Origin of the sequence: Colwellia ponticola, from assembly GCF_005885605.1 — a bacterium.
In the GTDB taxonomy this organism is placed as follows: Bacteria; Pseudomonadota; Gammaproteobacteria; order Enterobacterales; family Alteromonadaceae; genus Colwellia; species Colwellia ponticola.
This window is the reverse complement of the sequence record NZ_SZVP01000008.1, coordinates 79492-102029: the sequence shown is the minus strand read 5'-3', so window position 1 is coordinate 102029 and position 22538 is coordinate 79492. Positions and strand designations below refer to the sequence as shown.

The window sequence follows — 22538 nt, the reverse complement described above, 5'->3', positions numbered from 1 at the left end:
TTGAGATGAATAAAGTCGCTAATTACTTATTTAATCTTCTTTAAATGGCATAATAATTGTTCAGACTACCTGGGTAGTGCGCTATTAAGGAAAAACCATGAAAGTAAACTGGAACAAAATTATTACGCTAGCGGTGTTAATGCTAAGCACAACCGTGTGGGCGAGTGATGCTTCGTTACTGGTAGAAGAGTTACCGTTAGAAAAGTTAACCTTAGAAGATTGTCATTTAGGAGAAATACGTTCACAAGTGAAATGTGGTAAGTTGGTAGTACCGGAAAACTATCAGCAATCAGAGGGCACTAAAATAGCGATTAATTTTGCAGTATTGCCTGCTATTGATGATAGCGAATACAAAACACCGTTAATGTTTTTGGCCGGTGGGCCAGGCCAGGCCGCAGTTGAATTAGCGACAGGATTAAATCGTGTTTTTCGTGAAGTGCGTAAAACGCGCGATATTATTTTAGTAGACCAACGAGGTACTGGTGAAAGTAGTCCATTGTCGTGTGAATTTGAAGCGGTTGATAATGTTTACAGCGCTCTGCCTGATGCCTTAACCCCCGCAGAGGTCACTGATTGTGTTAAACAATTTACCGGCGATGTCACACAGTATAACTCTGAAAATGCTATTCGAGACTTTGACGCTATTCGTGCTGCGCTAGGTCATAAAAAATTAAATATTTATGGTGGCTCTTACGGTACTCGCGCAGGTTTAGTCTTTATGCGTATGTTTCCTGAGTCACTTGCTAGTGTCGTACTTGATAGTGTCGGTCCCATTGAAGTGCCCATTGGACTATTTGGTCAAAGTGGCGCGCGCTCTTTTAATTTATTGCTAGAAAACTGTAAAAATAGCGCCCCTTGTCATAAAGCATTTCCTAATGTAGCGCAAGAGTTTCAAATCGTTAAAGCTCGTTTAGCCAAAGAGCCCGTTGATATGGATATTTTACACCCTCGCTTAGGTACACCTACTAAACTTCTAATCGACGATACTAAATTTACCGGCAATTTACGCTTTCAACTGTATGGTATGGAAGGTCGCTCTATGGTGCCATTGGTTATCCATCAAGCTTTTTTAGGTAACTATCAACCGCTAATTGGTTTGATGGCGCGCACTGAAGGAGAGCAATTGGTGTATACCGGTTTACTTTTTAATATTGTCTGTAATGAAGATATGCCAAGAGTCTCAGCAGCAGATAAGGCAGCCGACGCTGATAATAATTTTGATGGTAAAGACAGTCAACTGGCCTGGGATATGGTTTGTCCTTTCTTTCCTCAATACCGCCCCAGTGAAGATTTTTATCAACGCGTCACCGCTAATATTCCGACGTTGATTTTATCAGGTAACTTAGATCCAGTAACACCGCCAAGCAATGGTGAGTATTCAGCAAAATCGTTACCTAATAGCCATCATATTATTATCGATAATGCTTCACATACCGTCGCAATGAGTACCTGTGCTAGTGATATTATTAATCAATTTTTAACCAGTAAAGCGCCTGGAAACCTTGACGAATCCTGTTTACAAAACATTCCTCAAGAACGCTTTATGACCAGTGTTAATGGTATTCAATAGAGCACTTACCTGCACAATAAGAGCTTAGCAAGCTTAGCTATTAACAAGTGCTGACACGCCTAGGAAAAATAAATGATTGAAGTAAATAATTTACATAAAAGTTTTATTGATAAGAAAAATAAAAAAAATACGGTTAAAGCCTTAGACGGGTTATCTTTCACCGCCAACGATGGCGAAATCACCGGTATTTTAGGACCAAATGGTGCCGGAAAAACCACCTGCTTACGCACTTTATATGGCTTACTCTGCGCTGATGAAGGCTTTGCCACTATCGATGGTATCAGTGTTACTGAAAAACCATTAGCGGCTCGCGCCAAGTTAGGCATTTTTCCCGATAAGTTTGGTTTGTATGAGCGCCTTACCGCTTATGAACAAATTGACTACTTTGCTAGTTTGCATGGCATGTCAGGGCAAGTTAAAAAACAAGCTATTGAGCAAGTTATTCAAGATTTAGACTTAGGCGAGCTTGCTCATCGTAAAACCGTTGGTTTTTCTCAAGGTCAACGCATGAAAATCACCTTAGCGCAGGCGTTAGTACATCAACCACAAAATTTTGTATTAGATGAACCTACACGTGGTTTAGATGTGATGAGTACCCGTATATTACGTAATCATTTAGCAAAATTTAAAGCCAAAGGGCATTGTATTTTATTTTCATCGCACGTTATGCAAGAAGTTGCTGCGCTCTGTGACCGAGTGATTATTGTTGCGAATGGAAAATTAGCCGCACAAGGCACACCACAAGAATTATGTGAATTAGCAGGTGAAAGCAATTTAGAAGAAGCTTTTGTTAAATTAATTGGCTCAGATGAAGGGGTAGCCGCGTGATGATGTCGAATTTGACGCGAGATCTTATTCAGCTCAAAGCACTAGTGCTAAAAGAATATCGAGAAGCCTTTCGGGATAAACGCGCGTTGATGGTCGCATTAATGATGGCTATTTTAGCTCCTATTGGCATTATGATGATATCAAAAATCATGATTGAAAAATTAGTCGACGAGCCACCCGTTTACGTGAAATTTAGTGGTGCTGAATATGCACCACAGCTAATAAAACACTTTGCCGATAATAATTTATTGGCATTTGTTGATGTGCCTGCAGATGAAAAATCAACGTGGCAGCAACGAAGTATAACCCTTAACATTCCCGCAAACTACGCTGCAGATATGGCAGCAGGTAAGCCTATTCAGTTACATCTACAAGCTGATTTTACCGATAAAGCGGTGCAACCACCCGTAAGGCGAATTAACAATGCGCTACGTGCCTTCTCTTTATCGATAGGTTATAAACGTTTACTGCTACGTGGCGTCGATATTCGTTTATTAAACCCGCTTGAATTAGTAGAGCAAGACACAGCTAAGCCAGACGCAACCTTTATGCTGATTTCAATGATGCTTGGGCTGTATTTAATGTTAGCGGCATTTATGTCTGGTTTATCGGTAGCGATTGACTCAAGCGCTGGCGAACGTGAGCGTAATGTATTAGAAATGTTACTTTGCCAGCCAGTAAGTACCTTAAAAATAGTGTTAGCAAAACTGATCAGTGCGTCAACCATTTCGGTTATTGGCGTGTTACTTATTTTATTACTCACTTCGGTGTCTGTTGGTTTTGTCGATTTAACAAAAATTGGTGCAACTTTTAGTTTAGATTTATCAACGGCAGCCATATTACTATTACTACTTTTACCTATTTGTTTCTTTGCCTCAGCCTGTCAGTTATTTGTTGCTTTTCAAACAAAAAGTTTTAAAGAAGCACAATCAACCGTGGGTATGCTTATCGGGATCCCGGCCTTTATTCCTTTTGTTATTTCTATGATGGATGATCGTCCTCAGTGGCTAAACTGGCTACCTATAGCTGGGCAATCGATGATTATTGAAAAGATTTTTAAAGGCGTTGAACTTGATTGGTTAGCGGTATTTACTACCAGCTCGGTTACCATTGTAATCACCGTTGCCTTAATCTTAGCGTTAGCTAAAAAATTAAAATCAGAAAAAGTAGTGATGGCGTTAAGTTAACGTGTAAATAATAGTTTGAACGAATAAAAAACACTGTCATTTATTATTGTGGCGGTGTTTTTTGCTTTCTGGATTTCAATAATTAAGGTAAAAAATTTCAATAAAATTAATGGTGGTTTGGTGTTATTAATTATTACCGAAAATTATACGGTTTAGTTATGTTAACTATGGTTTATATTCGTTGTAAGTGGCTTTACGCTTAGTTATAGTTTCTATCCCTGTTTTAGTAGACAGAGCTATCAACTTGTTACGCATACATTTATGAATAATTAGTGAACCATTGATGCGCTAAAACAAGGTGGAATGGACTAAAACGAGCCCGTTTTACCGTGTACAATGAGTGAGAAATAGGGCAATATACTGCCAATAATTTTTGTCTGTCCAAGTTTGCGTACTCAGTGCCTAATATTATTAGGTATTAAGCTAGGCGTTAATTAGGGCAACGTTTGCAGCCTTGGGCTGAAATACTTAAGGAATAGAACATGTTTACTCGTGATATGAATATTGCTGACTTTGATCCTGAACTTTATCAAGCAATGAGCAATGAAGTTATTCGCCAAGAAGAGCACATTGAACTGATCGCTTCTGAAAACTACTGTAGCCCGCGCGTTCTTGAAGCTCAAGGTTCACAGTTAACGAACAAGTACGCTGAAGGTTACCCTGGTAAACGTTACTACGGTGGTTGTGAATATGTTGATGTTGCTGAGCAATTAGCTATTGACCGTGCTAAAGAGTTATTTGGCGCTACCTATGCAAACGTTCAACCACACGCTGGTTCACAAGCTAATGCGGCTGTTTTTCAAGCCTTAGTTACCCCAGGCGGTAAAGTGTTAGGTATGAGCTTAGCTCACGGCGGTCACTTAACTCATGGCGCACATGTTAGTTTTTCAGGCAAATCTTACGAAGCATTTCAATATGGACTTCACCCTGAAACAGGTGATATTGACTATGAAGAGCTAGAGCGCTTAGCATTAGAGCATAAACCAGAAATGATTATTGGTGGTTTCTCAGCATTCTCTGGTGTGGTTGATTGGGCTCGTATGCGCGCTATCGCTGATAAAATTGATGCTATTTTCTTTGTTGATATGGCTCACGTTGCCGGTTTAATTGCCGCGGGTCTTTATCCTAGCCCGTTACCGCACGCACATGTGGTAACAACAACGACACATAAAACATTAGCTGGCCCTCGTGGCGGTTTAATTGTTTCTGCTTGTGATGACGAAGCTATTTACAAAAAGCTTAACAGCGCGGTTTTCCCTGGTGGTCAAGGTGGCCCATTAATGCACATTATTGCTGCCAAAGCGGTAGCTTTTAAAGAAGCATTACAGCCTGAGTTTAAAGTGTACCAACAAGGTGTTTTAGATAACGCTAAAGCCATGGTCGCTGTATTACAAGAACGTGGCTATAAAGTTGTGTCTAACGGCACAGAAAACCACTTATTGTTACTTGATTTAATCGATAAAGATATTACTGGTAAAGACGCTGATGCGGCTTTAGGTAAAGCGCACATTACGGTAAACAAAAACTCCGTACCAAACGATCCTCGCTCTCCGTTTGTTACTTCAGGTTTACGTTTAGGTACGCCAGCGATTACCCGTCGTGGCTTTGGTATTGAAGAAACACAAGCATTAACAGGTTGGATCTGTGACATTCTTGATGATATTGACAATGAAGACGTTATTAACCGCGTTAAAGGTCAAGTGAAAGCGTTATGTACTCAATTCCCAGTTTACCAAAAGTAACCATCACCTTGTCGCTATAAGGTGAAATTTACTTAAGGTAAATAAATTGATTGCTGATTAACGGCATTCTCGATGTCTTTTATCGGGGAGCTAGTTTTTTTAGCTTAATCATTTGTTTTATATTAAAATAGCCGCCTTGAGCGGCTATTTTTTTGTCCGTAAACGTACTTTTCATTACCATAGGTATATCATGTATTGTCCATTTTGTTCAGCGAATGACACCAAAGTTATTGATTCACGTTTAGTTTCTGATGGTCACCAAGTACGGCGCCGTCGAGAATGTTTAGCTTGTCATGAGCGTTATACTACCTTTGAAAGTGCTGAATTGGTGATGCCACGTATTATAAAGCGTGATGGCAGCAGAGAGCCTTTCAATGAAGATAAAATGCTCAGTGGCTTAACGCGCGCGTTGGAAAAACGTCCGGTGAGTATGGAACAAATAGAGCTGGCTATTGATAAGTTAAAATCTCAAATGCGCGCTACGGGTGAACGAGAAATTAGTAGCGAAATGTTGGGCGATTTAATTATGGCGCAATTAAAAGAATTAGATAAAGTGGCGTATTTACGTTTTGCTTCGGTTTATTTATCTTTTGAAGATATTAGCGAATTTGCCGATGAGATCACGCGTTTAGGTAAAGAAAAAAACGGTAAGGTCAAAAGTAGAAAATCCTCGAAAGCAGCTAAATAACATGAAAAATGGTGTTACTAATAATCAAATGTCATCTGAGCAAAGCGTAACTAAACGCGTAACTAAACAAAACAGCACAGAAAACCAGTGCACAGAACAAGCATTGACAGCTCAAGGCTTTACCCTGGATGATCAGCGCTTTATGGCACAAGCGATTGAATTAGCTAAAAAAGGCCACTTTACTACCTCACCTAACCCGCGCGTAGGTTGTGTACTAGTGAGTTACCAAAATGGTGTTGGTAAAGTTATTGGTGAAGGTTATCATCACAAGGCAGGCCATGGGCATGCTGAAGTGAATGCGCTTGCTGATGCTCATACGAATTACCCTAAATTAATAGCAGGCGCTACCGCGTATGTTACGCTTGAACCTTGTAGTCATTTTGGTCGAACCCCTCCTTGTGCTAAGGCCTTAGTGGATGCCAATATCGGTCACGTTATTGCTGCTATGGTTGACCCCAATCCACACGTTTCAGGGAGTGGTTTATCGTTATTAGAAAAAGCCGGTATAACAGTCCAGTCGGGGTTGCTTGAGCACAGTGCACAAGCACTTAATGTTGGTTTTATTCATCAAATGGTTCATAAACGCCCATATGTACGTTGTAAGTTAGCGGCAAGCTTAGACGGTAAAACAGCGATGGCCAGTGGTGAAAGTAAATGGATAACCTCAACCCAGGCACGCCAAGATGTACAGCGTTTACGGGCGCAAAGTTGTGCCATTATTACTGGCGCTGACTCTGTTATTTTCGACAATGCTAAAATGACAGTACGTTGGTCTGAACTCGGCGAGTTAAAAAGTACTTATCCTGAAGAAACACTGCGTCAGCCATTACGGGTAGTTATCGACAGCCGAAACCGTTTAACGCCAGAGCTTGCATTATTTTCTCATCAGTCTCCGGTTTTAATTATTAATGGTATTGATGATGAAGGCGTTGAAAATAAAGTTGCTCCTACGCTTGAAAAGCCATCTAAATGGCCGCATTTCGTAAAACACGTACAATTACCTTTGATGAGCGTTAGTCCACATAGTAATAGTCAAAGCAATGCTCAAAGTGGTAACCAAAGTAAGTTGAAAATAGATTTGAAGGCATTGTTAGCATACCTAACTACGTTGGGTATTAATGATATTTTAATAGAATCGGGCGCACAGTTAAGTGGTGCCTTTATTGAACAAGATTTAGTTAATGAACTTATTTTATACCAAGCGCCTAAGTTAATGGGCAGCGACGGAAAAAGCTTAGTGGCAATGCCTTCAATATTAAAGCTCAATCAAGCTAAAGCATTAACTATTAGTGATATTAGTATGATCGGTGCAGATATTCGCATTACTAGCCAGTTTATAGTAAATAACTCATAGCAAAAACATGGTTAACAGCAAAATAAGTCAATCAATTAATAAACCAACAGAAATTAAATAGAGACGTCTATGTTTACAGGAATTATCGAAGCGGTGGGTGCTATCAAAGCCATCAATGTTAATGCTCAAGGTGCTCGTTTAGTTATTGCCACCAATAACTTAGATATGAGTGATGTTAAATTGGGAGACTCAATTGCTACTAACGGTATTTGTCTTACGGTGGTTGATTTTGATAATACCAAGGGCAGTGGCAGCTACAGTGTAGATGTTTCTAACGAAACATTGCAGCGTACTGGATTTGCAAGCTATCAAGTGGGTAGTAAAGTGAACCTAGAAAAAGCGATGTTGGCAAGCACACGTTTTGGCGGTCATATGGTGTCAGGACATGTTGACGGTGTTAGTGAAATTTTAGCTATTAATAACAACGGTAATAGCTGGGAGTACTGGCTAAGCATGCCCAAGGATTTAGCACATTACATTGCCGAGAAAGGTTCAGTAACTATTGATGGTACTAGCTTAACGGTTAATGCACTTGCTGAGCATGGCTCAACGGGTAAATTTAGATTAACGATTGTGCCGCATACCGTACAAGAAACTATCTTTGCTGAATATCAAGTCGGTACTAAGGTCAACCTTGAGGTTGATTTAATTGCGCGTTACTTAGAGCGCTTACTGACTAAAACTGCTGATGAAAATCCTGCTGTTAAGTCAAATGTAAGTGAAGCAATGTTAGTAAAGGCAGGGTTTATTAAATAGCGTATGGTCTATTGATAAACATGAATAAAAATACCAAAAAAAGAGTAAGCACGAACGTAATTAAATGATGAGCGCACTTATTGATAATATCAATGTTGTTAATTAATGAAATTGAAATTTGTACTCATAAAAATACATACCCAATAAAGCTAAAATAGGCTAACCGATAGTTAGTCATTTAAAGAGGCCCAAATGAATTTAAATACCCCAGAAGAAATCATCGCAGACATCGCTTTAGGTAAGATGGTTATTTTAATGGATGATGAAGACAGAGAAAATGAAGGTGACTTCATTATGGCCGCTGAAAAAGTGACTCCAGAGGCCATTAATTTTATGGCAACGCACGGACGTGGTTTAATTTGTATGCCAATGAGTCGCGAAAAATCTGAAATATTAAAATTACCATTAATGGTCGATAAAAACGATGCGCAGTTTAGCACTAACTTTACTGTATCCATTGAGGCTGCTACTGGGGTAACTACTGGTATTTCTGCTGCCGATCGTGCAACTACCGTACTTGCCGCAGCAGATAAAGAAGCGACTCATTTAAGTATCGTACAACCTGGGCATATTTTTCCGTTAATTGCTAAAGATGGTGGCGTATTAAATCGCGCTGGTCATACCGAAGCAAGTGTTGATTTAGCGCGCATGGCGGGACTTGAATCAGCAGCAGTGATTGTTGAAATTTTAAATGAAGACGGCACTATGGCGCGTCGCCCAGATTTAGAGATTATCGCCAAAAAACACGATATAAAAATGGGTACTATTGCCGATTTAATTGAATTTAGAAATACCACTGAAACTACTATTAAGCGTGTGTCGCAATGTAAATTGCCTACCGCTTTTGGTGACTTTGACTTAACGGTGTTTAAAGACACTATTGATGGTCAAGCACACTTTGCCTTAACAAAAGGTGAAATTAGTGCAGATAAGCCTACCTTAGTGCGTGTACATTTAGAAAACACCTTTAGAGATTTATTGTTTAGTCAGCGAGAAAGCGTTGCGACTTGGCCAATGGCTAGTGCCTTAGAAAAAATAGCTAAAGAAGGTGGCGTACTGGTTTTACTTGGTAAGCATGAATCACCAGCAGAGTTAATTAACTTAGTGCAAAAATATGCCAAAATAGATAACGGTGAAACAGTAAAAGAAATTAACCGCCATATTGGTTCACGTAATGTTGGTGTTGGCTCACAAATTTTAGCTAATTTAGGTGTTAGTAAAATGCGTCTACTCAGCTCACAAACTAAATACCACTCATTGTCAGGTTTTGGTCTGGAAGTTGTTGAGTATATTGCGGACTAGTACTTTATTGGTCAGTTTATAGCCGCACAAATGACGGTATATGTGGTAAACATATACCGTCATTTTTTTATGTGTAGTTATTATCAGATAATTACCGTACGTCTTTACGGGTATAAGCTCGGCTCAATTACTTCTACGGCTCATATTCATATCTCACGCATTAGTGATAAGTTTTGTAAATTCTATGTACATGCTTGTGTTATTAATTCAGCAGAAACTAGCTCATGAGAGTGATAACAAAACTAGATTACATAGTTAATACTCAAACCTAGTGAAAAATCATGTGCTTTGTTTATGTCTAATTGGTCAGACTTTACCTTAAAGCTTACATTACTATGTTCAAGTCCTACTTCTATAGCATTTGTTTTAAAGTCGTAACCCACATGCCAATCTACAGTTCTTTCCCTAGTCCCCAGCATTACACGAGGAAAGTTAAACTTGTCGTAACGAAACCATTGCATCGCTAGCTGCCAGTCTTTTAGCTGATAATTTAGATCAAATAAATAACGACTGGGTAGTCTTTGAATTTCATCACGATAACCCCTTGTACCAGAAATATTAGGGATAACATGAATTAAACCATTTTCATCATAACTCACGCGATCAGTTATGGCTTTAGCTTTAGTGTAAGTAACGTCATGCCAATCAATATAGCTAAATACATCACGACCTTGCATATATAAAGATAGCTCGCTTGTTAACTGCCAAAAAATATCAATATCAATACCAACACCCTGACCAAGAATAGACTCTTCCTCTCGATCTAATAAACTATCGTGCTTATAGGCGTAATCTAAATAAAGTGTACCTTGATAATCATCGGCTGAGGCGGTTACATTGCCGCTTAGCGAGCCATAGGTCATGTCGCCAGAATGAAAATAATTAAGTCGCGTTTTTACTGCTAGCTCAGGGAGTAAATCAAAAGTGTAACCAATTGCAGCGCCTCGCGACTGGATATGGTTTGCGTTTAAATCTATATTGTAGTCTTTTAACTCAAGGCCAGCTTGATTAGCAGTCGCTGTGTTATATGATTTTTTGTTTTTATTTAAATAAAATAGCCAAGCGGTATCAGGGGTAAAGGTAAGAAAATAATCATAACGCCAAAAAACGGCTAGCTCAAATGCACCCCAGCGATGACCTAGTTCAACTTGGTTATGGGTGTAAGCAAAGTCGCCATCTTTTATCTCAGGGCCTTCTAAATCATTAAACAATTGTTTTATCGGCATTGCTTCACTATAACTAATTGAGTCAATTGTACTATAAGTTTGATGTTGTTTATCAGGTAAAACTCTAATTGATTCACGAGAGTAAGCAGTAGTTATTGTTAAGCTCATTATAAAAATAATAAACAACAGTATTAAAGATAACGAGTATTTGGTTACCATAAAAACATTCCATTAATCTATTTATTACGATGCACTCGGCAAGCCGATAAGTGTTAATTTAAGGTGAATCAGATAAACAGTTATCAACCATAGTGCATAAAAAAGGGAGGTATTAACCTCCCTTTAATTTAGATAGTTTAGCTAAGTTTATTATCTATAAGCTAACAAAAGTGCCATCACTAAAGGTGACTATACCGTTATCGCTCACCGTAGCAAACTGCTCACCTTCAACCGAGATAACGCCTGTAGTCACTGAGGTGTCAGCCTTATCACTACCCGTTTCATAATCTACTTCAACATTGGTTACCGTAAGAATAACGCCATTGTGATTTGTTAACGTTCCTTTGATAGTCGTTGTCGTGTCTGTCACACCTACTACTTCGACAATATCATTAGTATTAAAGTCAAAATCTAGTAGCTTACCGCCATAGGTTAAGTCAATACTGGCAATACCGCTTTCTAAGCCAGTACGCTCAATATCCGCGACCAGAGCTACATCATCTTCAATACCGTCAACATCGAATGATAAACGTGCACTAATAGAAGCTGAGGCATATTGCTCTGCAGTTTCATCAGGTAAGCTACAATCATCGCTATGGCCAGTAGCTGGGGTATATGTCCACTCGTTATTCCAGCTACACGTTTCTTTAAAGCCAGAAACAGCTAATGCTACTGAGGCTTCTAAGCTGTTAGCGCTGTTACTAAACTTACCCGATAACGAGGCCGTTAAGCCATCAACACTAATTGTTTCACTACCTTGGTCAGTATTACTACTAGTATAATTATCTCCATTTTGACTGCTTTCATACTGATTGTTTTCATTATATTGCATGGATAATAATTCAGCAGCAAGCGCTAGTTTACCTTCAAATGAAATAGGATCGGTTACTTCAGTGCTAGCCACTTGTGCAATTGTAACGGTTAAGGCAGCATCAACACCAGTGACTTTAAGTAGGCCAGAATCTTCTTCACTCCAACTAGTGGTCTGTGATTCTCTCCCTTCTTCATCGACACTCAGTGCAGCGATAACTTTAGAGCCGTCGTTAACCGCCATCGTAATGCTATCAGTGGATACCTTACCAGATAATGCGATATTGATACTGGCATCGCCTTGTGATCTCCATTGGTAACCGTTGCCTGTCTCAGTGTCTGTATCTACAATAGTATCGCTAAACTCATTAACAACAGCAACTAGCTTAACGGTTGTTTTCGTGGTTTTAGGCTCTGCGAGGTACGCATCTTCGGTAATATTAATATCTTGATCTACCGTGTAAGTGGCGTTATTACCTGTGCCACTAATAGCGACAGTCACTTTGCCGTTATAAGTATAAGTTGGCGTCGGTTTTGCGTTATTCACCGATACCGCTTCAGCAATAGCACTAGCGGCTAAAGATAGCGCTTCTGAGCTTGCCGCTAAATCGCTCGAGGCTAAGTCAGTTGCTAACTCTATTTCTGTATTGAAAGTATTCGCAGCGTCTAGATCAGTTGCTACGTTAAACGTACTGACTTGTTGTACAAATGCTTTAGTCGCAACTAAGCCTTTTGAGCCAATATCATCAGGGACATCACCTTGAGACGCTTGCGTTGAACCCGCTGCGGCTTCGTCTTTTTGCGTTTGTAAGCTTGTTTTAACAGAGGCTATATTGCTATCTTCAGCGCTGATACCTTCAAGGGTCGTGACTTTATCGGTTAGTGCTTGTGCTGCTGCAGCTATTTCTTCTAAAGAAATGCTTGGAGTATTAACGCCTGCGCCTTCAGTTTGAGCAACGCCACTTTGATTAACATATTGGCTAACAAAGCTTGTTAAGGCGCCTTCTAAACTAGTACCAGCAGGACTATCTTTAAGTGCTGCTTCAACTATAGCTGCGGCTTTTAAATTAGCGTTAAGTGCTTCGCTAGAAGCGGCTTTAATTGCTGTGGCATCAGTTAAATCAACGATAGATAATTTAGTTACATCGCTATTTAAACCTAACAGGTTACCAACTTGAGCGTTAGCCGCTGTGGTAGCATCGGTCGGTTTAGCTCCATTGGCTACTTTATCTAATGTTAACGCTGCGGCAATATTAGTGAGTGGCGTGATATTAATTGAAATATCACCTGAGCCTGATCAAGCTGCAGATAGTTTAAAGTTGTCTGGTAAGGTGTAAAGCTCGCCAAAAGTAATCTCAGCTTCAGCATCATCACCAGCAAGACACACTGATAAATCACACTTCATTTGTGAACCATCGGCAGCAGTGATTTCAATAATGAATGCCTTGTCGTTATAATCACTACCCAGCTCTAACTTATAACTACCATCTGCGTTGTCAGTTGTTGTAGTGCCTATTGGCGTATCCGCTTTAGTACCATCATCATTGATTAAGTACGCGTTAACATTTGCCCCTAAAATTAGTCCCTTAGAAGCAGCGCCACTGATATTCATTGACGTAGGTGTAATGACACCGTTATCACCATTGTCATCACTGCTACCACCACAAGCAAATAGTAAACTACTCGTTATTAAAGCAGTCGTTATATTTCTTCTAAAGTGTATAACATTACCCTTGCTTTTTAATGCTTTATTTGTATTTTTTTCTTTAATAATCATTTTGTTATACCCATATTTTAATTATATTTTAGTTTTGCTAGTATTATAATAAAGAAAATAATACTAGTGTAAAGTGTTATTTTTTGTAACCACAATGAAAGCTATAACTATACGGTGAAGTCGTTTGAAGTTTTTTAAGTGTTTAGAAGTTTGAGGTAGTTGTGAGGGTATTTAAAATGTCAGTTGACAAATTTTAGGCACAAAAAAACGAAGGATGATAAGTCATGCTTCGTTTTTAAAGAGTAGCTTTATAAGATAAACTTATACAGCTAATACGTTTTCTGCTTCAGGGCCTTTTTGACCTTGTTTAACAGTAAAAGTAACTGCTTGACCGTCAGCTAGAGTACGGAAACCGTCTCCAGAGATAGCGCTGAAGTGTACAAACACGTCAGGACCATTTTCTTGCTCGATAAAACCGAAACCTTTAGTTTCGTTGAAAAATTTAACTTTACCAGTAACTGTATCAGACATACTAACATTTTCCTGTAATCATAAAATAATAATGTGGTTCTATCCCCAAATGGGTAGAAACCGTTTTCACCCGAGTAAGTGCCCTCTACCAAAAAGTACAGGAAGAGGAAGGTAACAAACCATATTCGACACAATCATTGTTTCAAACAATAGTTTGCATTGTTTAAATCTGCTTGTGTAGAATAATCAGTATATCAGTACACTAGGTGCATCAGATAGAAAACCTACAACAAAATTCAGTATAACCCTTCATCTGCAACGCAAAAACTCAACGCAAAAACAGTCTAGCATAGTTGTTTTTAATTTGCTTTATAAAAAATAGTATTAGTTCAAGTTTTCTTTGTTTAAATCAATCTAATGAGGAAAAGCTGAGTGAATAGTATGCTTTGTTGTTTGATGAAGATAATAAAATATGACGGTTTGGTCGAGACACCGTCATATTTTATTGTTTTTTTTGCTTTTTTACTTGTATTGAAATTACAGTTCAGCTAATTGCTGTTTTTGTTCTTGCATTTTCACTAATGCAGATTCTGCTTCGGCTAATTTTGCTTTTTCTTTTTCAATCACTGCCGCGGGCGCTTTACCAACAAAGCTGTCATTGCTCAGCTTACCGCGTGTTTTCGCCGCGTCTTTTTCAAGCTTTTCCATGGCCTTATCTAAACGTGCTAATTCAGCCGCTTTATCAATTAAACCCGCCATCGGAATAAGTACCGACAAATTGCCGACTAATGCTGATGCAGACGCTGGACCTTGCTCATCCTGAGCTAATACGGTAATGCTTTCAAGTTTGGCCAGTGAACTTAAGAATTGCTCATTTTCAGTTAAACGACGTTGATCGTTGTCGCTCACATTTTTTAGTAATACCGGTAATTCTTTACTTGGCGGTATATTCATTTCACCACGGATATTTCGAATGGCAATAATAAATTGTTTAACCCACTCTAAATCATCTATAGATTGTTGATCACATTTGCTTTCGTCAAATTCAGGGAATGCCTGAATCATGATCGAATCGCCTTTTTTAACAAAGTCACTTAATGGTTGTACACGCTGCCAAATAGTTTCAGTAATAAACGGCATAATAGGATGCATTAAGCGTAGTAATCCTTCTAAAACATTAACTAAGGTATGACGAGTACCACGTTGTTGTGCCTCATTGACCTGTTCTTCATTTTTAGGGAATAATACCGGCTTTGTTAGCTCTAAGTACCAGTCACAGAATTGGTTCCAAGTGAACTCATACAGGGCCTGTGATGCAAGATCGAAGCGATAGGTGTCAAAGGCTTCATGAACCGTTTTTACCGTTTGTTCAAATTGGCCTATGATCCAGCGATCGGCTAGTGAAAACTCCATTGCACCAGCTTGCTGTTGAGCTGAAGAGCGACCACAGTCAAAGTCTTCAGTATTCATCATCACGTAACGACTGGCATTCCATAACTTATTAGTAAAGTTACGGTAACCCTCAAGGCGTTTCATATCCCAGCTAATATCACGACCTGTGGTAGCAACAGAGGTTAAGGTAAAGCGTAAGGCGTCAGTGCCGTGCGCTTCAATACCATTGGGGTATTCTTTACGCGTTAGCTTTTCAATTTTTTTAGCCAATTGTGGCTGCATCATATTACCGGTGCGTTTTTGCAATAAATCTTCAAGAGAAATACCGTCAATCATATCAAGAGGATCAACCACGTTACCTTTTGATTTACTCATCTTATCGCCATTTTCATCGCGGATAAGGCCGGTCATGTAAACTTTTTTGAAAGGTATTTGTGCTTTACCATTTTCATCTTTGTTAAAATGCATGGTCATCATGATCATGCGCGCAACCCAGAAGAAAATAATATCAAAACCCGTTACCAATACATCAGTAGGGTGGAAGGTTTTTAAATCATCAGTGTCTTTTGGCCAGCCTAATGTTGAGAACGTCCACAGGGCAGAGGAGAACCAAGTATCAAGTACATCATCATCTTGACGTAGCGTCATGTTTGCAGCTATATCGTTATTAGCACGTACTTCTTCTTCAGTACGACCCACATAGACTTTACCGCTTTCGTCATACCAAGCTGGGATTCTGTGTCCCCACCAAAGTTGACGGGAAATACACCAGTCTTGAATATTGTTCATCCAAGCAAAATACATGTTTTCATATTGCTTAGGTACAAATTCAATTTGCCCATCTTTTACTGCGTCAACGGCAGGGCCGGCGAGCTTTTCAACACGCACATACCATTGATCCGTTAGTAGTGGCTCAATAATCACCCCTGATCTATCACCGTAAGGGGCAACTAAATCATGGTCTTTTACTTCAACCAACAAGCCTAATTCATCAAATTTAGCAACGATAGCTTTACGGGCAACAAATCTGTCCATTCCCGCGAATTCGCTTGGTAATGCGCCGTCGTATGCATCACATACTTCGCCTTTAGTATCGTAAACTTCAGCGGTTGCTAGTACTGCAGCGTCTTTATCAAAAATATTGATTTGTGGTAAAGCATGGCGTTTACCTACTTCATTATCGTTAAAGTCATGGGCAGGAGTTATTTTTACACAGCCTGTGCCTTTGTCCATATCAGCGTGATCATCGCCAACAATCGGGATTAAGCGATTAACTAGCGGTAACAAAACCTGTTTACCAATTAAATCTTTATAACGTGGATCTTCAGGATTAACCGCAACACCGGTATCACCTAACATGGTTTCAGGGCGAGTGGTGGCTACCACTAAATAGTCAAGACCTTCGGCTGTTTTTGCGCCGTTAGCTAACGGGTAGCGCAAATGCCACATGTGACCTTTTTTATCTTTATTTTCTACTTCTAAATCTGAAATAGCAGTGTGGAATTTAGGATCCCAGTTAACTAAGCGTTTACCGCGATAAATAAGATCGTCTTCAAATAAGCGTACAAAGACTTCTTGAACAGCTTCAGACATACCGTCGTCCATGGTAAAGCGTTCGCGAGTCCAATCAATAGAGTTTCCTAAACGGCGCATTTGTTTACCGATAGTGCCGCCAGATTCTTCTTTCCATTCCCAAATTTTATCGATAAAGCCTTCACGACCGTAATCATGGCGAGTTTTATCTTCTTCAGCGGCAATTTTACGTTCAACGACCATTTGTGTCGCTATACCAGCATGATCGCAACCCGTTTGCCATAAGGTATTTTTACCTTGCATACGTTGGTAACGAATAAGCGTGTCCATGATGGTTTGCTGAAAAGCATGCCCCATATGTAAACTGCCGGTAACATTGGGTGGCGGAATAGCAATGCTGTAACTGTCACCTTCACCCGTAGGGCTAAAGTAACCTTGTTCTTCCCAGCTAGTGTAAAGAGACTGTTCAATGTCGGTAGGGTTAAAGGTTTTTTCCATCATGTTATCCGGTAATAGGTTAAATAGTTGTTCACTGTTTTGTTTAAAATCTGTCTGTTATTTTTCTGCTTAAAATCAGTTGGCTACTGCTTGGTTGCCTACTTGAAACCCCCATTGTCGGCAGGTTTTAAAACGTTCTCTGGCTTGTTGTTTTAGTGTTTCATCACTGGGTACAAAATCAACGATAAATTGAAACTGATTAGCAAAAGTAGGCACAGTACTGGTTAAGTTAATCAGCACAGGGCGACGCCCTTGTGGTGCTTGAAAACCTATTTCTACCATCGCGCCTTGTTTTGGACCTTCACCAACAAGATTATGAGGAACAAAACTATCACTATCAAAGGCCCAAAGCATTTCATCGACTTGTTCAGCATGTTGTTGATCTTGTGTGTAAATATAAACACGCTGATTTTGTCGATAAAAATGACTAGCTTGCAAACACGCATGATAAATAGCAGAGCGGTTATCTTGTCCAGCCTCGTCAGCTTGATCTTCATCGTTAAGTAGATAAAACATTACTTGGCTTTGCATATTTTTACCTATTGATTTACTAATTTATCAGCATTTGCTTAATTATTTTTCAGGTCTATTTTAAGCGTTTAACCCCGAATAGTTAACTACTCGGGGTTAATATTTACACGCTTTCTGTTGATAATGACTTATCAGGCTTTACTCGCCTTGCTCTTGGCCTGAACGATTAAGTAAAAACTGCGTTAACATACTTACCGGACGACCGGTGGAGCCTTTGTTTTTACCGCTGCGCCATGCAGTACCAGCAATATCTAAATGCGCCCAATTATATTTTTTAGTAAAACGCGCGAGGAAACATCCCGCGGTAATTGTACCCGCTTCTTTACCGCCTATATTGGCCATATCGGCAAATGGGCTTTCAAGTTGTTCTTGATAATCATCCCATAATGGTAAGCGCCATGCTCTGTCACCACTTTGCTCTGAAGCATTTAATAATTCATGAGCTAGTGGATTATGGCTACTTAATAAACCTGTTGCATGTGCGCCTAAGGCAACAACACAAGCACCTGTTAAGGTAGCGACATCAATAACGGCATCAGGGTTAAAGCGTTCAACATAAGTCAGCGCATCACATAACACTAAACGACCTTCAGCATCAGTATTAAGTACTTCAACGGTTTGACCAGACATAGTGGTTAGAATATCGCCAGGGCGATAGGCATTGCTGCTTGGCATGTTTTCACAGCCAGCTAATACACCAATAACATTAATGGGTAATTGTAACTGAGCTAGTGCATGCATAGCCCCTAATACGCCGGCTGCACCGCCCATATCGTATTTCATTTCATCCATGCCTGCGCCTGGTTTTAATGAGATACCACCACTGTCAAAAGTTAAGCCTTTGCCCACTAATACCAGTGGTTTTGAATCATCATCAGCACCGTCATATTTAATAATGCTCATTAATGATTCATTGACTGAACCGCGACCAACCGCTAAATATGATCCCATACCTAGCTCTTCCATTTCTTGTTCGCCAACAATGGTTGTGGTTATGTTGTCATAATCATTTTCAAGAATCTTAGCTTGCTCGGCAAGATAGGCGGGATTACAAATGTTAGGCGGCATATTAGCCACATTTTTACAGGTGTTAATCCCTTCAGCTATCGCTAATGCGTGAGTTACCGCGCGTTCACCAATAGGAAGTTCGCGGCGCGTTGGTACATTAAAAATAATTTTACGCAACGGGCGACGTGGCTCCGCTTTGCGAGTTTTTAAACTATCAAAACTATATAAGCCATCTTGTGCGGCTTCTACGGCTTGGCGTACCTTCCAGTAAATATCACGCCCTTTAACGTGTAACTCTGATAAAAAGCAGACTGCTTCCATTGAGCCTGTTTCATTTAAGGTGTTAATTGTTTTGGTAATGATTTGACGATACTGGCGTTCATCCAGCTCTCTTTCTTTACCACAACCTACCAGTAAAACGCGTTCGCTTAAAATATTAGGCACGTGATGTAATAATAACATCTGTCCTGATTTACCTTCTAAATCGCCTTTACGTAAAAGGTTGCTGATGTAGCCTTCACTAATTTCATCAAGCTGTTCGGCTGTACCGCTAAGTCTGCGTGGTTCAAAAACACCGACAACAATACAAGCACTACGTTGTTTTTCTGGACTGCCGCTTTTTACACTGAACTCCATGACTTTTCCTTTTACAATTTAATAAGGTATTTATTGCTAAAATAAGTAAAAAATAGCACTCTTGTCTATCCAATTGATATCGCTAAGGGCTATAATTATACTCGCACTCATCAATATTCGTTAGTCATAGACTATATAGTTTACTTATCAAAACGACAAGTTTACTCAATATTTGCCTTTATGTCAGAAAAAAACTAAGTTTTTACGGGATCTTTTTGTGATCATTTTTCGTTATTTATTAAAAGAAGTCGCCAAAACGCAATTAGCAGTATTTTTTGTGTTAATGACTATTTTTATCAGTCAAAAATTTGTCCGTGTATTGGGTGATGCCTCAGAAGGTAGTATACCAGGACAATTGGTAATGACCTTTATTGCCTTAAAAATCCCTGATCTTGCTGGTTTTATTTTACCCTTAAGTTTATTTTTAGGGGTATTGCTCGCTTATGGGCGTATTTATGCTGACAGTGAAATGACGGTATTACATGCTTGTGGTGTAAGTGAATGGTACGTAGTGCGAGTGACCTTAGTACTAGCGGTGGTTACCGCAATATTGACCGGTATTTTTACCTTATACCTTGCGCCTATTGCTTCAGAATATGAATATAAAGTGAAAGAAGATCTTGCTGCCGATTCAGGCTTAAGCGCTTTAGTGTCAGGTCGATTCCAACAAACCGGCAATCAAGACGCGGTGGTTTTTATTCACGATAAAGACCGAGAAACCAACAGTTTTAATAAAGTGTTTGTTGCCCAATTACCTAAAGGCGATAACATTGATGCCAGTATTATTAACTCTAGCTTGGTATACGCTAAAACAGGTAAGGTCTTTGAAAACGAGCAAGGCTCACAGCAATTAGTACTTGATAATGGTATTCGCTATCACAGAGACATTAAAACTAAAGAGTTTCAATCAGTTGCCTTCGACAAATACTATATACAAATTAAAGATCAGCAAGTTGAGCATCAACACCGTAAATTAAGTGCCTTACCTAGTATTGAATTATATAATAATGTGCCCCCTGAGTTAGAGTCAGCCTATCGTGCGACTATTCAATGGCGTATAGCTTTTCCACTGACCTGTATTATTCTTATTTTCATTGCGGTGCCATTAAGCGTCGTTAATCCAAGGCAGGGTAAATTTGCCAAAATGTTACCCGCCTTAATGTTATTTTTAGGCTACTTATTGTTATTAACCTCAATGCGCTCAGCGATAGAAAAAAATGCCATTCCGAGCATTATTGGCTTATGGCCAGTACATATTAGTGCTATTTTTATCGGCGCAATGTTGTTAATGAAAGAGCGCAGTAGTGGGCGAATAATCAAAGCAAAACTTCCTAAGTTTAAACGAAAATCGACTAAAAGAGCTATGGCTAAAGAACTTAGTCAGAGCAAGGAAAGCTAATGCGTATTCTAGATTTTTATATTGGCCGCGTACTTGCCTCTACTACGTTTATTACCCTTGCTGTGTTTGTCAGTGTCAGTGGCATCATTAAGTTTGTTGAACAAATGCGTGCTATTGGTCGAGGTAATTACGACTTAGCACATGCCGCATTATATGTACTTTATGCTGTGCCACGTGATGTAGAAGTTTTTTTCCCTATGTCTGCGCTGATTGGCGGTTTAATTGGCATTGGTATGTTAGCCAGTAACAGTGAACTTATTGTTATGCAAGCAGCCGGTTTATCACGCTTAGATATCATTAAGTCAGTGATGAAAACGGCTATATTATTGATTATTATCAGTATGGCTATTGGCGAATGGTTGGCCCCAAGTGGTGAGGCAAAAGCACGTGAAATTCGCGCACAAGCGATTTCTGGCGGTAGTTTAATTGCCGCTAAAAACGGTGTTTGGGCTAAAGATGGCGATTACTTTGTCAACATTGGTGAGGTAATGGATAAAGGCCAATTAAAGAAAGTACAAATTTATGGTTTTAATGAACAGTTGAAAATTGATAGTTGGTTGTCGGCAAAGAGTGCTATTTATCAAAACAAGAGCTGGTTATTAAAAGATGTTGAAGAGTTTGTCTTAACTGACGATGAAATTATTACTAAAAACCATCAGCAAAAACTTTGGAGTTCATCACTTACCCCTAAAAAATTGGGGGTGGTAACGGTGACGCCAGAGTCACTCTCTTTACGAGGCCTGATTGATTACTTAGATTATTTACAAGCTAATGAACAAGACTCTAGTCGTTATCAGTTAGCCTTTTGGCGAAAAATAATGCAGCCATTAACTGTGGCGGTTATGTTGTTAGTAGCACTGTCATTTATTTTTGGACCACTGCGCTCAGTGTCTATGGGGGCGCGTATTATGATGGGCGTTTTTACTGGGATTTTGTTCTTTATCTCTAACGAAGTACTGGGTTCATTAAGTTTGGTATATCAATTACCGCCCATACTTGGTGCTATAATGCCGAGCTTAATTTTTGTTAGTGTTGCTTGGTACTTTATCAGTAAAAAAACAACCTAGTAATCCCTGTTCTTACTTTCCTTCAATGGCAGAAAGAGAAAAGAAGGGCCATTAGGCAGGGCGTTATTCGCTACTGCCTAATGCAATCAGCTGCTTTATAAGCGTCCTCTATTTGCTTCTAGTGATAATACCACTACTTCGGTATTGGTCACTCTATCTTGTAAACTCAGTTTGTTTTTGCGATCAACTATAACCAACAGGGTACCTAAGCCTAATAACGTCGGCACTAAGCGTTTAATTGCCGTTGTTTTAGATAATAAAGAACCATCAAGGTTTTGTACGCGTAAACGCCATGCTCTCATGCCCAGAGTTTGACCTTTTTTAGACCAAAAATAAATGAAGAACAGACAAACCCAAGCAATACACCAAGCATTAAAAGCGACTTTATAAGCCACATGTGAAGCATTCCAGTCAATACCAAAACCACTGCGGGCAATTGAAATTAATCCCACTGAATCTAAGGCAACAAACAGTGCTACACATAGGTAACCAGAGAGCATGAAAATAGCGATTATAATTAACAGATCATAAATCCATGAGCCAAAGCGTCGTCTAAAACCAGCGCGGGGGAAACCTAGAGCAGTAGTATCAGTCATTGAATTTTCTTTATAATAAATTTATACAGGTAAAATATGCTCAGCAGTTTAACAACATTTACCGTCAT

At 39.4% G+C, this 22538-nt stretch carries 18 protein-coding genes; 10 read left to right on the top strand and 8 right to left on the bottom strand.

All coding sequences use genetic code 11. The features are described from left to right. Positions 1–97: 97 nt before the first annotated feature. The 8 genes from FCS21_RS09930 (at position 98) to ribB (ending at position 9427) form a co-directional block, all read left to right on the top strand. Complete coding sequence (locus FCS21_RS09930) at positions 98–1570, top strand: alpha/beta fold hydrolase (RefSeq protein ID WP_138622917.1); 1473 nt, start codon at positions 98–100, stop codon at positions 1568–1570. Positions 1571–1642: 72 nt separating this feature from the next. Next, the gene (locus FCS21_RS09925) at positions 1643–2398 is read left to right on the top strand and encodes an ABC transporter ATP-binding protein (protein ID WP_138622915.1); all 756 of its coding nucleotides are present in this window, start codon (positions 1643–1645) and stop codon (positions 2396–2398) included. Next, positions 2398–3585 (top strand): ABC transporter permease, encoded by a 1188-nt coding sequence (locus FCS21_RS09920; RefSeq protein WP_246047158.1) that lies wholly within the window; start codon positions 2398–2400, stop codon positions 3583–3585. Before FCS21_RS09925 ends, FCS21_RS09920 begins: the two co-directional genes overlap by 1 nt. Positions 3586–4067: 482 nt before the next feature. After that, a complete protein-coding gene (glyA, locus tag FCS21_RS09915; RefSeq protein ID WP_138622911.1) occupies positions 4068–5327 on the top strand; it encodes a serine hydroxymethyltransferase in 1260 nt (419 codons plus the stop codon). A gap of 190 nt (positions 5328–5517) precedes the next feature. Next, on the top strand, positions 5518–6015 hold the full coding sequence (gene nrdR, locus FCS21_RS09910; RefSeq protein ID WP_138622909.1) for a transcriptional regulator NrdR: 498 nt from the start codon (positions 5518–5520) through the stop codon (positions 6013–6015). A 103-nt stretch (positions 6016–6118) separates the two neighbouring features. Then, positions 6119–7369 (top strand): bifunctional diaminohydroxyphosphoribosylaminopyrimidine deaminase/5-amino-6-(5-phosphoribosylamino)uracil reductase RibD, encoded by a 1251-nt coding sequence (gene ribD, locus FCS21_RS09905; RefSeq protein ID WP_138623016.1) that lies wholly within the window; start codon positions 6119–6121, stop codon positions 7367–7369. A 69-nt stretch (positions 7370–7438) separates the two neighbouring features. After that, entirely contained in the window at positions 7439–8125 is a 687-nt protein-coding gene (locus FCS21_RS09900; RefSeq protein ID WP_138622907.1) for a riboflavin synthase, read from the top strand. A gap of 192 nt (positions 8126–8317) precedes the next feature. After that, on the top strand, positions 8318–9427 hold the full coding sequence (gene ribB / locus FCS21_RS09895; protein WP_138622905.1) for a 3,4-dihydroxy-2-butanone-4-phosphate synthase: 1110 nt from the start codon (positions 8318–8320) through the stop codon (positions 9425–9427). Between the two features lie 242 nt (positions 9428–9669). Here ribB and FCS21_RS09890 read toward each other — a convergent pair whose 3' ends face one another. The 7 genes from FCS21_RS09890 to pepA all read right to left on the bottom strand — a co-directional run bounded on the left by FCS21_RS09890 (position 9670) and on the right by pepA (position 19408). After that, positions 9670–10812 carry a hypothetical protein gene (locus tag FCS21_RS09890; RefSeq protein WP_138622904.1) on the bottom strand — a complete coding sequence of 381 codons (1143 nt, stop codon included), beginning with the start codon at positions 10810–10812 and terminating at the stop codon, positions 9670–9672. 154 nt (positions 10813–10966) lie between these two features. Then, positions 10967–12169, bottom strand: a complete 1203-nt coding sequence (locus tag FCS21_RS09885) for a hypothetical protein (protein ID WP_138622902.1) — start codon at positions 12167–12169, stop codon at positions 10967–10969. Between the two features lie 750 nt (positions 12170–12919). Continuing rightward, on the bottom strand, positions 12920–13399 hold the full coding sequence (locus FCS21_RS09880) for a hypothetical protein (protein ID WP_138622900.1): 480 nt from the start codon (positions 13397–13399) through the stop codon (positions 12920–12922). A 261-nt stretch (positions 13400–13660) separates the two neighbouring features. Next, entirely contained in the window at positions 13661–13870 is a 210-nt protein-coding gene (locus tag FCS21_RS09875) for a cold-shock protein (protein WP_011041587.1), read from the bottom strand. A gap of 477 nt (positions 13871–14347) precedes the next feature. Further along, a complete protein-coding gene (locus FCS21_RS09870) occupies positions 14348–17233 on the bottom strand; it encodes a valine--tRNA ligase (protein ID WP_138623014.1) in 2886 nt (961 codons plus the stop codon). 75 nt (positions 17234–17308) lie between these two features. After that, on the bottom strand, positions 17309–17764 hold the full coding sequence (locus FCS21_RS09865; protein WP_138622898.1) for a DNA polymerase III subunit chi: 456 nt from the start codon (positions 17762–17764) through the stop codon (positions 17309–17311). Positions 17765–17902: 138 nt separating this feature from the next. Continuing rightward, entirely contained in the window at positions 17903–19408 is a 1506-nt protein-coding gene (gene pepA / locus FCS21_RS09860; protein ID WP_138622896.1) for a leucyl aminopeptidase, read from the bottom strand. Between the two features lie 217 nt (positions 19409–19625). Here pepA and lptF point away from each other — a divergent pair, with 217 nt between their 5' ends. Both lptF and lptG read left to right on the top strand, forming a co-directional pair. Further along, positions 19626–20807 (top strand): LPS export ABC transporter permease LptF, encoded by a 1182-nt coding sequence (gene lptF, locus FCS21_RS09855; protein WP_138622894.1) that lies wholly within the window; start codon positions 19626–19628, stop codon positions 20805–20807. Next, positions 20807–21874 carry an LPS export ABC transporter permease LptG gene (lptG, locus tag FCS21_RS09850; RefSeq protein WP_138622892.1) on the top strand — a complete coding sequence of 356 codons (1068 nt, stop codon included), beginning with the start codon at positions 20807–20809 and terminating at the stop codon, positions 21872–21874. Before lptF ends, lptG begins: the two co-directional genes overlap by 1 nt. Positions 21875–21969: 95 nt before the next feature. On the opposite strand, the gene FCS21_RS09845 is transcribed toward lptG, so the two are convergent. Further along, positions 21970–22470: an RDD family protein gene (locus FCS21_RS09845; protein ID WP_138622890.1), complete on the bottom strand. Its 501-nt coding sequence runs from the start codon at positions 22468–22470 to the stop codon at positions 21970–21972. Between the last annotated feature and the right edge of the window lie 68 nt (positions 22471–22538).